Below are 12671 nucleotides of genomic sequence, written 5' to 3'. Positions count from 1 at the left end.
CATCAGTTTAGCCAGGGCTTTCCAGCACAATGAGATAGCTGGCTAAACTGATGGTGGTGGCCCAAACAGTAATATCAAAGGATAGAGTAAAGGCAAACTGCACCCCGTCAGGTCAATGTCCTTAATTCCAAGCATGGTACTTCCTTCGAAGACCGCTACTGTCCTAACTAGATAGTGGGCAGGTATGGCCGCTGTGTGGCTTCATCGGAATAGTCTATCGTTTGTTGTGCTGCATAACAGGCTCAGCTTTTTATTAAAAACCATATCAGTTGCTTTGGTATCCGGGTTGGAATAGCGGTTTAAAAGAGGCTTAATAACCTGCCCAAGGTTTCCATGCCGCGCTCGCTGGATTGCGTCCAGGGGTGGCCATAGCTCAGCCGCACACAGTGGCGAAACTGCTGGGTCGCCGAAAAAATCGGGCCTGGCGCTAAGCTGACGCCGTGGTCGAGCGCGGTATTAAATAGCCGCAGCGAATCCACTTCTTCAGGAAACTCCACCCATAGGAAATAGCCCCCTGCGGGGCGGGTAATGCGGGTGTCGGTAGGAAAATAGCGATCCGCCGCCGCCAGCATACTGCCTTGTTGGGCTTCCAGAGCATGGCGTAGCTTACGCAAATGGCGGTCGTAACCGCCGTGCTGCAAATAGTCAGCAATGGCTGCTTGGGCGGGTACGGAAGGTGAAATGGTGGTCATCAGCTTTAGCCTCGAGATAGCCTGTGCATAGCGGCCGCCCGCTACCCAACCAACCCGATAGCCCGGTGCTAGGCACTTTGAGAAGGAGCTGCAGTGAATCACCAAGCCCTCATCATCAAAGGCTTTGACCGGTGCAGGTGGCGCACTACCAAAATACAACTCGGCATATACGTCATCTTCTAACATGGGTACCTGGTGCTGCTTTAACAGCTGATAAAGGGCTTGTTTGCGCTCTCTGCTCAGGCTGGCGCCGATGGGGTTCTGTAAATGGCTCATAAACCAGCAGGCTTTGATCGGTAGCGTCTCTAGTCGCTCTGCCAGCACTTTAAGATCGATGCCCTCTCGCGGATGAACCGGTATTTCCACCGCGCGTAGTTTCAATCGTTCTAATACCTGCAGGCTGGCATAAAACGCCGGGGATTCTATCGCCACCAGGTCGCCCGGCTGAGTTACACACTGCAGCGCTAGATTAAGTCCCTCCATTGCACCATTGGTAATCACCAGCTCTTCCATCGGCAGTTGAATGCCACCCAGCATGTAGCGCAGGGCAATCTGCCGACACAAGTCGGTGTGCCCGGTGGTCATATCAGCCACCACCTGCTGGGGCGAAAGCTCGCGCAACCCCCGTGTCATGCTAGTGGCCAGGCGAGAAAGCGGAAACAGCTCGGGGCTGGGAAAAGCCGAGCCGAAGGGCACCGTTCGGTCATCCTGAAGCGAGCCAAGCACCGAGAACACCAGCTCGCTGACTTCTACCTCCGCCGGGTCGGTGGGCTGCAGTGTCACGCGTGGTTCTTCCAGCAAACGCCGGGCGTGTTCACGAACAAAATACCCCGAGCGCGCCCTTGCTGTGATAAGTCCTTGGTTTTCCAGTAAGTAGTAAGCCTGGAATACCGTAGAAGGGCTGATGCCATGATGTCGGCTGGCTTGGCGCACTGAAGGAATGCGCTCCCCAGGGCCAAGCACGCCCTGGCGAATCAGCGTGGCTATCTCATCGGCAAACTGTTCGTAGCGTTTCATGGGATAAACCGTCGGTGCGTTAAGTGGAGCCTCGGTGTGCTCACCCATATTGTTAGCTGACACGGTGCGGCTCTCTGGTGTCGGAAAGCGTCACTGTGCGCTATATGAGGGAGGTAAAACAGAATCAAAAATAGTAATAAAAAGCATATCAGAAAGTCAGGGTATGAGTCATAGGGGAGATCTGATACGGCTTCTTTTTCTAAAACTGCGCCTGTTTGTGATTCTGCTCACTAGGCATAGTAGCGCCTAAATCAGTCGCTCTCTTAAAAAAGCATGATCACCTACTTAGCGGCGCCCCTCGACCGTATAGACCTCTACTCCCTCTTTTCTGGATATCGGTATGACGCAACGCATCCCACTGCAAGACCTGACCACTGAGGCAGCGGTTGAACACCATACGCCCCCACCTAAGACGCCTAGTGCTAAGTCTCCCAGCAGCAAGCCACCGAAGCTGGGGCATATTTATGTGCGAGAAATAGGCGGCTTTTTTCAGTGTATTCGGCGCCACTCAAACTGGCTGCTGATGGCGCTCTATTTCGGTTTGCCGTGGATCAATTGGGGCGACCGACCGCTGGTGTGGTTTGATCTCTCTGCCCAGGAGTTCCACCTGTTTGCGGCGACGTTTTATCCCCAAGACTTTATCTTGCTCACCTGGATCCTGGTGATCTGTGCTTTTGGTCTGTTTTTGATCACGGTGGTCGCTGGGCGAATATGGTGTGGCTATAGCTGCCCACAAAGCGTGTGGACGTTTCTATTTATCTGGTTTGAGCATCGCTTAGAGGGGCCACGCCACCGACGCATACGCCGCGACCAAGCGCCTCGCAAGTTCGATACGCTATGGCGTAAAACCGCCAAACATAGCGCTTGGCTGCTGATTGCGATGGCTACGGGCGTGGCCTTTGTCGGCTACTTCACGCCAATCAGGGCATTGTTGGTGGATGTCGTTAGTCTGGACGCGCACCCCTTGGCACTCTTCTGGATCGGTTTTTTTACTCTGTTTACCTACTTGAATGCCGGTTGGCTCCGCCATCAGGTATGCCTGCATATGTGCCCCTATGCGCGCTTCCAGTCGGCGATGTTTGACGCTAATACGCTGATTGTTTCCTACGATGCCGCCCGCGGTGAGCCGCGCCTCCACCATGCTCAAAAAGGCGTTAAGGCAACGCGAACCGGCGACTGTATCGACTGCGAACTCTGCGTTCAGGTGTGCCCCACCGGCATCGATATTCGCGATGGGCTGCAGTACGAGTGTATTGGTTGCGCGGCGTGCATAGATGCTTGCGATAGCGTGATGGCGCGGATCGATCAACCGCTTGGCCTGATTCGTTACACCACCGAGCGCGCGTTGGCAGGTAAAACGCCCCGCTTTTGGCGTCCTCAGTTATTTGCCTATGCGGCGGCGCTACTCGCCATGGTGGTGTTGCTTATTGGCTTCTTAAATGCCCGTGTGCCTCTTGATGTCGATATTGCACGGGATCGACAAGCGCTGTTTGAAAGCACAGCAGAAGGTCGACTGATCAATTACTACAACGTGACACTGCGTAATCAAGATGGCCAAACACATCGCTATGCGGTATCGGCTACAGGGCTGCCAGGGCTTCGCCTGGGGGGAATGGACACCATTGAGGTAGCGGCTTTTGAAACGCGCAGCCTGCGGTTAGCCCTCACCGCCGATGCGGATGACCTGACACAGCCTAGCCATCCTATCGAACTGCATATCACCGCCTTAGATGATCCATCGATAGCGAGCATCAGTGAAACGCGGTTCCTGGGGCCTTCTGGGAAGTAACGGCTGTAAGTAGGGTTTTAGTCCCGGATAGTTAATCATCCTGAAGACCAAGAACCATTTGTTAACCATCACCTGACGTTTCATCAGTCCACATAGCGCGCTTATTTCTGCATTGTTAATTCATGATAGGTCAGCGAAATATCATTGCTGGCCAACAATGAAGAGCAACAACAATCAATAAGTGCGCTGAGGTCATTATGTCTTCCCCGTTTGAAAATATCCGTGTTGTTGATGCTACCCACGTATTGGCGGGCCCTTTCGCTACCTACCAGATGGCGGTGCTGGGCGCCGATGTGATCAAGGTGGAGTCACCCAGCGACCCGGATCAAGCGCGCATGCAAGGGTCTGACCGGGCGCTTAATGATCAAGGGCTGGGCACCGCCTTTATGTCCCAAGCCAGCAATAAAAAAGCCGTGGCGATCGACTTTAAACATCCCCAAGGGCGTGAGGCGCTAAAGAAGCTACTCGCCACCGCAGATGTGTTTGTCGAAAACTATCGGCCTGGGGCATTAGAAAAGTTGGGGCTGGGTTACGACGACCTGAAACTACTCAACCCTAAGCTGATTTACTGTTCCATCTCCGCCTTTGGCAGCACCGGCCCGCGCCGGGAGCTCACTGCTTATGATAATGTTATTCAAGCCTATTCGGGCATGATGGCCATGACTGGCGACCACCATACTGGCCCGCTTAAAAGCGGCGCGCCAGTGGTGGATTATGCTACCGGCACCACGGCCGCGTTTGCCATCTCAACGGCTCTGTTCCAGCGTGAGCGCGATGGTGGCAAAGGGCAATTTGTGGATGTCTCCATGTCAGATACGGCGTTGATGCTTGCCAGTCCCTATTTAACGGCGTTGCTGTGGAATGGCAAAAAGCCAGAGCCCAAAGGCAATACCTTTCCCTTCGCCACCATTGGCTGCTACCACGCATCTGACCAGCCGTTAATGATCGCTGCCTCTAACTTGACCCAGCAAAAGCGTTTGTGGACGGCCCTAGGCCGAGAGGACATGATCAAACAGAACAATAATCAACGCCTGGATAGCCACGCTGAAGAAGCCAAGGTGATCGCCGAGATCATTAGCACCATGACTGCCGACTACTGGGAGGCGTTTTTGCAGAAACGCCGGATTCCTGCCTCACGCATTAGGCGGCTCGAAGAAACACTTGATGATCCCCATGTTCATTCCAGAGGCGTCTTGCACGCTCAGCCGCTAAGCCCAGACCGAGAGCAAGTGCTCACTGTTCCGGTATCAGCGTTTTGCATGTCCGAGGGCACCCGTGGCATTACGTCACCACCGCAAAAAGTGGGCGCGCAAACCGCCGAGGTACTGATGAGCTTGGGTTATTCAAAGCAGGAGTTAGCGGCACTGATCGCCGATGGCGCAATCAGCGGGCCTATAGAGAGCGGCGTTGGAGTAGCTACCAACCCGGGAGGTCGACCTTGAACACCTCTATAACTAACCCGCTTGAACGTCTGGCCCAGGCGGCTTATCAATGGAATGTCCGCCCGTTGGGCGATGAGATTGATTGGGCGGCTCGTCGGGCACTGCTTGACTGGTTCGCCACCACACTGCCGGGGTGCAGCCAAGCGCCTGCCACGCTGCTATCGGATGCGTTTGCCACCACGCGTGGGGAGGGCAGCGCGGTATGTTATGTGGATGGTCACCTGGGGTCACCACGTTATGCTGCTTTGTTGAATGCTACGGCGAGCCACACCGTTGAGTTTGACGACATCTTCAAGGATGGCGGCTACCACCCCGGTAGCTCAACGATTGCGGCGGCTTTGGCGGTAGCACAAGATATTCAGGCATCTCGAGAACAGCTTCATCGCGCCATTATTGGCGGCTATGAAGTGGGCTGCCGTATTGCACTTGCCATCCAGCCCAGCCATTACCGCTTCTGGCACACCTCCGCCACGGTAGGCACCATGGGTGCGGCGGTTTCAACCGCGATGCTGCTCGGCGCCACTTCAGAGCAGATTGCCCACGCTATAGCGCTGGCCAGTAGCTTTGCCGGTGGGCATCAGCAGAACTTACAGGGTGAAGGCATGGCCAAACCGCTGCACGCAGGCCACGCCGCCGATGCAGGGTTAATGGCGGGCATGGCAGCGGCAAAAGGGGTCACCGCATCGCTAGATAGCCTACATGCCAGCAATGGATTTGCAGCTGCTACCAGCGACTCCACGGGTAATTGGGCCGCGGCGCTTGAGGGGCTTGATGAGTGGACGCCGATCACTCGCATGACGGTGAAAAACCATGGCTGCTGTGGGCATATTTTTCCCGCCCTGGATGGCTTGAAAGCGCTGCAAGCCTCCGCGCCCATTACAGCGGAGAGCATTGAATCCATCCATATCGAAGGCTACGGCGCGACCTACTCGATGTGCAATCGTCCTACCCCTTCCTCTGCCCAAGAGGCGCGCTTCAGTATTCAGTACTGTATTGCCGCTTACTTGGTGCTGGGCAAGGTTAGGCTGCAAGCCTTCGAGCCGCCGGTGCTGGAAGATGCTCGTATCCGCGCGTTAATGCCCAAGGTGAGCGTCGCAGAGCGCGCCGATATTGCCGCCCGTTATCCCCGCCAACGCATGGCCAATATTAGGGTCACCACCGCCGATGGCAATACCTACCAGCACCTACAGGAAACTCGTAAAGGGGATCCAGAGGATCCCATGAGCGACGCTGAACTGCTTGAAAAGTATCAGGAGTTAGCAAGCGCCTCACTTCCACCTTCTGCACTTCAATCACTGCAAGAGGTTGTGATGTCGAGTAACGAGCTGCCTGGTTCGGTTGCGATTTTTGATGCAAGAGATGACAGACAATAAGTTAACCAACCCCCAATTTATCGTTGGTGGTCGGTAATGCTCGCTTATGCCAGCATCTAATAAGTGATATGGATCATCAAACTTATAAAAGTAATAAATAATGAGGTAGAGAAATGTTTAACCATAAAAAGAAACTCGCAACTATTTTGTTGTCGAGCATTGCCGCCGCTTCATTGGTACCCGTAAGTACTATAGCCACTGCTGATGATAGCGAATGGCCCCAAGATACCGTCCGCATCATTATGCACACTAAAGCGGGTGGTTCCGCCGATGTGTTTATGCGCACGCTTGCCGAGTCGTTGGAGCCTCAGATCGGCCAATCTATTGCGATTATCAATTCGCCCGGCGGCGGCGGTGCTAGCCAGATGTCGCGAGTACGTTCTGCAGAACCCGATGGCCTGACGCTTGCTGTGAATACCCTTTCACACTTCACTGGCATGCTAACGAATTTGGAAGGCGTGTTCTCCATTGATGACTTTAGCTGGATTGCGACGGCGCAGTCTGATCCCAACTTGATCTGGACGCGTACCGACTCACCGATAAGTGATCTGGATGATTTGATTAACGAAGCTAAACAGCGTGATGGAAAAGTAACCGTTGGCGGGTTTGGGCCGCAAGGCTCTACGCAGCATATCGGCATGAGCATGTTGGAGAATGTCGCCGATGTGGAGTTTGAGTGGGTGCCCTTTAATGCCACACCCGACATTGTTGCGGCCGTATTGGGCGGCCATATTGATGTGGGGATGTCCAACTTAAGTGGCGCCCAGGCTTATTTTGACGCGGGCCGCTTAAAAGGGCTCGGCGTGCATGGTGAGGAGCGGTTAGAGAGCCTTCCTGATGTGGCTACCTTTGCAGAGCAAGGGTATGACGTCGACTCAAGCTGGGTGCAAGTGAGAGGCATATTTGGCCCCGCCGGTATGCCCATGGAGCTGCAGCAGCAAATTGCCGATGCGTTCCACGAGGCGATGAAAACCGACCACTACCAAGCCTATGCGCGTAGCGCTGGGGTAACAGACTCTTGGATGGGCCCTGAAGAGTATACCGAGTTCGCTTATCAAATTAGTGAGGTCGCTCAGCAAGAGTTAGATAAATAAAATTACGGTTATTGATGTGCTTTAATGCGGCGAAACTCCTCGCCGCATTTTAGTGATTTTATTTACTTCTTGAAATTTTATATCCCACCTTCGCTATAACAATTTAATAGGCAGGCCCTTATTTTTCGTCAATGGAAGATATAAAGCATTGTTGTCAAAATAATTGTTAGCGCTTTATTTCGTAAAACGAATTTTTTCTAATAGCCCGCAAATAATAAAGTATTAGAGGATCTGGTTATGAACCAAGAATCATTAGTGTCTTATTCGTTCGAAAATGGCATTGTCCTGCTCACCCTAAACCGCCCCGATAAACGCAATGCCATGAGCGACGCCATGCGCGCCGAATTGGTCGATCATCTGCAGGCTATTCGTACAGATCGCTCGATACGCGCCCTGGTACTCACCGGAAGCGGTAAAGGATTCTGCGCGGGTGGCGATATCGCCGGTATGAAAACCCGCATGGAAGCCGATCCTGCCACCGTTGGCTTTAATGGCTGGGAGCGCCAGCAGGGCGTTCACTATGCGGCGAGTCTATTGCTTAACTTACCTATTCCCACAGTGGCAGCGGTGAACGGCGCGGCCGCTGGTTTGGGGGCGGATTTAGCGCTCTCCTGTGATTTCGTGATTGCCTCTAACTATGCCCACTTTACCTGGGCCTATATTGCCCGCGGACTGATTCCAGACGGCGGTGGCATGTATTTCCTGCCACGCCGGGTAGGGCTAGCACGCGCTAAAGCGCTGATCTTTAGCGGTCGACGAGTCAATGCGGATGAGGCGCTGCAGCTCGGGATTGTAGATCAGCGCTGTAGTGCTGATGAATTGCTTAGCGCCGCCCATACCATGGCGGCTGAGATGAGCAGCGGCTCACGCACGGCGGTGGCACTGACCAAATCGATTATCAACAAAAGCTACGAAATGTCTGAAAGCCAAGTGTTCGCCGAAGGCAGTAAAGCCCAGGGCATCTGCTACACCTCCGAAGAGCACCGTGCCTCGGTACAGGCATTCCTTGATCGTATGAAGGAGGCTCAACAATGAGCCAGATCCACGCCCTCCTGAACCCTAAAAGCATTGCCGTTATCGGTGCCTCCGCCGACCCTAAAAAAACCTCCGGGTTGCCCGTCTCTTATTTGCTTAAGCACGGTTTTAAAGGCCCGATTTACCCGGTTAACCCGAAAGCCACCGAGATTCAGGGGCTGACCTGTTACCCCAGCGTCGAAGCACTGCCCGAAGCGCCCGATGTAGGGCTTGTGCTGCTGAATGCCAAACGCAGTATCGACGCAGTGCGCTCCCTGGCCAAGATGGGCTGCCAAGCGGCGGTAGTATTGGCCAGTGGCTATGCCGAGGCTGGCGAGGAAGGCCTGGCGCTGCAGGATGAGCTAAAAGAGGCCGCAGGCTCCATGCGACTCCTCGGCCCCAATACCATCGGGTTGGTTAATTTATCGGCGGGCATTCCGCTCTCTGCCAGCGGTGCGTTGGAAGTGAGCGAATTGCCCAAGGGGAGTGTCGCGGTGGTTTCCCAAAGTGGCGGCATTCTGGGCGCGCTTCTGTCGCGGGCCGCTGGGCGGGGCATTGGTTTATCGTCGCTGATTGCCACCAGTAATGAGGTGGATCTGGAAGTCAGCGATTTTGTTGACTACCTGGTTGATGATCCGAACACCAAGGTGATTGCGCTCTACCTGGAGAGCGTTCGTCACCCGGCGCGTTTCCGTGAGGTTGCCCTGCGCGCGCGGGCGGCGGACAAGCCGCTAGTGGTATTCAAAATTGGCCGTTCCGAAGCCGGTGCCAGCGCAGCAAGCTCTCACACCGGTGCCTTGGCGGGTGAAGATCGGGTTTACGATGCCTTCTTCCGTGAGTTAGGGGTGATTCGGGTAAACACCTTTGACGAGTTCTTGGACGTGCCCGCGGTACTCGTTGCTGGCCGCCAGCTGGCCGGGCGTCGGGTTGCGGTGCTGACCTCAACCGGGGGCGCCGGTACGCTGATTGCCGATAGCCTCGGCGTCAACGGCTTTGATACGCCCGCGCCGGATCACGCTACCGCAGAAAAACTGCGCGCCTTGCAGGGCGATACGCCGACCGCGCTAGACCGTAACCCCATCGACGTGACGCTGGCGGGGCTGCAGCCCGACTTGCTGCGCCAAGCTATTCGTATACTGCTGGAAAGCGATAGCTACGACGCCTTGATCGTGATTATTGGCTCCTCCGGGTTGGCGATGCCCGACCTTGTCGTGGGGGCAATCAGCGACAGCCTGGCGACCAACAATAAGCCACTCCTGGCTTACGTTAGCCCCTACGCCCCAGGTACGCTGCAGCGCTTGAATCACGCCTCAATCCCTGGCTTTAGCTCACCGGAGAGCTGCAGCGCGGTGCTGGAAGCGCTGCACTTTATCGGCAGGCCTTTGCTTGGCGGCGGTGAGTCGCCCCAGGTAGTACTACCCGATTTAAGTGCCTTGCCTAAGGGGTCAATTGACGAGGCCACGGCGAAACAGCTGTTCGCCCAGGCAGGCATTAGCGTACCGCCCAGCCGGGTGGTGCACAGCCGCGAAGAGGCGGAGCGCGCGGCCAAAGAGCTGAACGCCCCCGTGGTGCTCAAGGTGATGGATGCCAGCCTGCTGCACAAAAGCGATATTGGTGGCGTTGCACTGCATTTAAATGCCGAGACTATTGGTCAGCGGTTTGATCAGATGGTGAGCGACGTTGAAGCCCACGTGGCGCACCGCCCTGATACCTTCCTGGTGGAAGCCATGGTAGCGGGTGGGCATGAGCTGATCCTCGGTGCTAACCGTGATGCGTTGGGAACGGCCATCTTGCTGGGGGCAGGCGGCGTCACGGCGGAATTGTTCAAGGATACCACCATACGTTTGCTGCCAGAGCGAGGCGGCCTGACTCTGGAGCAGGCACGGGAAATGATGCAGCAGCTAACGACTTGGCCGCTCCTCGATGGCTATCGCGGTGCGCCACGGCGTGATACCGAAGCGCTTGCCCAAGCCATTGTTGCCTTCTCAGCCTTGGCCGCTGGGTTAGGCGATCGCCTGACCACTGCTGAAATTAATCCGCTGTTTGTGATGCCGGAAGGCCAAGGTGTTGTGGCCGCTGATGCGGTACTGGTGCTGGAGGATGGCGTGGAAGGAGGTGGCACTCATGGCTGACTCTCCCATCACTTCACCCACCACGGGCCGCGTTCATCTTAGCCAGGAAGGGCAAATTGCCATTATCACCCTTGATAACCCGCCGGTGAATAGCAGCAACGACGCGGTGCGCCGAGGCATTTTGGCCGCGCTGGACAAGATTGATACACAGCAGAGTCGCGCCGTGGTGCTGATGGGCAAAGGCCCGAACCTAATGGCGGGGGCCGACCTGCGCGAGTTGGAACATGAGCCAACAGAACCGACGCTGCCCCAGGTCACCGCCGCGCTCAGCGCGTTTCCACTGCCGGTGATTGCGGTGATCAGCGGCCATACCCTGGGTGGCGGCCTGGAACTGGCGCTGGCCTGCGATAGCCGCATCGCCACGCCCACCGCGCTGCTGGGCCTGCCCGAAGTTTCAGTAGGCGTCATACCGGGGGCTGGTGGCACCCAGCGTTTGCCACGGGTGGTAGGCCTGCCCATGGCGCTGGATATGATCGTTTCCGGTAAGCCGATTGCGGCGCTCGAAGCCCATAAGGCCGGATTAGTCGACGAACTCCTCCGCTCCACAGAGGGCGAAGCATCGGATACCGAGGTATTCGATCAGGTTCTGGCTTACGCCAACCGCTACCGAGGTGGCAAACAGCCACTAGCAGAACGCGATGTGCCCCCTGCGGATGAGCAAGCACTACAAGCCCAGGTCAACAAGCTGCTGGCACGTGCCCGCGGCTTACCTGCCGCCCCGGTCGCTGCCGAGATAGTAATGAAGGCAGCCACGCTCAACTTTAGCGCCGCGATTGCCGAAGAGCGGGCTCAGTTTCTTGCGTTGCGTGGCAGCGAACCTGCCCAGGCGCTGCGTTATCTGTTTTTCGCCGAACGTGAAAAACCCTTTGAGCCCACTCATCCCGTTAAGGCAGCGCCGGTATTGCGTATCTCGGTAGTGGGCGCAGGCACCATGGGTAGTGGTATTGCCCTTTGTGCGCTTAAGGCCGGATATAGCGTCGATCTCTTGGAGCTAAACGATCATGCGCTTGAAGCGGGGGTGGCGCGGATTACCCAGGCGTTGGATGAAGGGGTTAAACGCCAGCGGTTAACCCAGGCACAGCGGGATGATGCGCTATCTCGGCTGAATCCTACTCAGCAGTTACCCGAGGTGGCCGGTACTGACCTGGTGATCGAGGCTATTGTGGAAGATTTGGCCATCAAGCGCTCGCTGTTTGCTGATTTGGCCAAGTGGGTTAGCGAAAGTACGCTGCTGGCCAGTAATACCTCCTATCTGGATATTGATCAGATTGCCGCGGGTATTCCCCACCCAGGGCGTGTACTAGGGCTGCATTTTTTCAGCCCGGCCGACCGCATGCCACTAATGGAGATCGTGGGCTGCCAAACCACCAGCGAGCAGACCTTGAGCACCGCCGTGAGCGTCGCTCGGCAGTTAAAAAAGAAGGCCATTGTCGTCGCCAATTCATGGGGCTTTGTGGGCAATCGGCTCTACGCCGCCTATCGGCGCCAGTGTGAATTTATGCTCAAAGAGGGGGCCAGCCCCGAGCAAGTCGATGCTGCGCTTGAAGCCTACGGCTTCGCCATGGGGCCGTTTAAAGTGGCGGATATGTCCGGATTGGATATCGCCTGGAAAATGCGCCAGCAAACCGCCGATACCCGCCACCTTAGGCGCTACGTGGGGATACCCGATCTGCTCTGCGAAGCGGGCCGTTTCGGGCGTAAAACCGGCAGTGGCTACTACCGCTATGACGACGAGGCAATGCAACCGGCTTCAGACCCGAAAGTCGCCCAACTAATCGAGCGCTACCGGGAAGAGCACGCCATTACGCCTAAGGCGTTTAGCGAGCAGGAGATCCAGCAGCGCGCGGAGCTTGCCTTGATCAATGAAGCTCTGCTGTTGCTGGAAGAGGGCGTTTGCCAGCGGCCTGCGGATATTGATATTGCCTTGGTCAATGGTTACGGCTTTCCCCGCTGGCGGGGCGGCCCGCTGTTTATTGCCCGGCAGATGAGCGGTAGCCAACTGGAAAGCGAGCTGGACAAATTAGCCGACGTAAGTGGTAAAGGCCACCAGCGTACCCATCGACAGGCCTTTTAGGTGTCGATCATCCTTTAGTCGTGTTTCAGCCTAATAGTAGCGGT

Annotated in this window: 8 protein-coding genes; 7 read left to right on the top strand and 1 reads right to left on the bottom strand. The window is 55.9% G+C overall.

The features are described 5' to 3' along the window. Nucleotides 1–299: 299 nt before the first annotated feature. On the bottom strand, nt 300–1709 hold the full coding sequence (gene mapR, locus ACFIOZ_RS19990) for a GntR family transcriptional regulator MpaR (protein ID WP_386084144.1): 1410 nt from the start codon (nt 1707–1709) through the stop codon (nt 300–302). Between the two features lie 340 nt (nt 1710–2049). Here mapR and ccoG point away from each other — a divergent pair, with 340 nt between their 5' ends. The 7 genes from ccoG to ACFIOZ_RS19955 all read left to right on the top strand — a co-directional run bounded on the left by ccoG (nt 2050) and on the right by ACFIOZ_RS19955 (nt 12627). Then, nucleotides 2050–3498 carry a cytochrome c oxidase accessory protein CcoG gene (ccoG, locus tag ACFIOZ_RS19985; protein ID WP_386080736.1) on the top strand — a complete coding sequence of 483 codons (1449 nt, stop codon included), beginning with the start codon at nt 2050–2052 and terminating at the stop codon, nt 3496–3498. Between the two features lie 197 nt (nt 3499–3695). Then, the gene (locus ACFIOZ_RS19980; RefSeq protein ID WP_386080735.1) at nt 3696–4940 is read left to right on the top strand and encodes a CaiB/BaiF CoA transferase family protein; all 1245 of its coding nucleotides are present in this window, start codon (nt 3696–3698) and stop codon (nt 4938–4940) included. Beyond that, nucleotides 4937–6313 carry an MmgE/PrpD family protein gene (locus ACFIOZ_RS19975; RefSeq protein ID WP_386080734.1) on the top strand — a complete coding sequence of 459 codons (1377 nt, stop codon included), beginning with the start codon at nt 4937–4939 and terminating at the stop codon, nt 6311–6313. Before ACFIOZ_RS19980 ends, ACFIOZ_RS19975 begins: the two co-directional genes overlap by 4 nt. Nucleotides 6314–6426: 113 nt before the next feature. Then, entirely contained in the window at nt 6427–7407 is a 981-nt protein-coding gene (locus tag ACFIOZ_RS19970; protein WP_386080733.1) for a tripartite tricarboxylate transporter substrate binding protein, read from the top strand. Nucleotides 7408–7644: 237 nt separating this feature from the next. Beyond that, nucleotides 7645–8442: an enoyl-CoA hydratase/isomerase family protein gene (locus ACFIOZ_RS19965; RefSeq protein ID WP_386080731.1), complete on the top strand. Its 798-nt coding sequence runs from the start codon at nt 7645–7647 to the stop codon at nt 8440–8442. Beyond that, nucleotides 8439–10553 (top strand): acetate--CoA ligase family protein, encoded by a 2115-nt coding sequence (locus ACFIOZ_RS19960; protein WP_386080730.1) that lies wholly within the window; start codon nt 8439–8441, stop codon nt 10551–10553. The genes ACFIOZ_RS19965 and ACFIOZ_RS19960 overlap by 4 nt, the downstream gene beginning before the upstream one ends. Next, nucleotides 10546–12627, top strand: coding sequence for a 3-hydroxyacyl-CoA dehydrogenase NAD-binding domain-containing protein (locus ACFIOZ_RS19955; RefSeq protein WP_386080729.1), 2082 nt, complete (start codon nt 10546–10548; stop codon nt 12625–12627). The genes ACFIOZ_RS19960 and ACFIOZ_RS19955 overlap by 8 nt, the downstream gene beginning before the upstream one ends. The last annotated feature ends 44 nt before the right edge of the window (nt 12628–12671 follow it).

Origin of the sequence: Vreelandella sp. F11 (assembly GCF_042466685.1) — a bacterium.
Classification (GTDB): Bacteria; Pseudomonadota; Gammaproteobacteria; order Pseudomonadales; family Halomonadaceae; genus Vreelandella.
The sequence above is the reverse complement of the archived record's forward strand: the minus strand, read 5'-3'. Positions and strand labels throughout refer to the sequence as shown.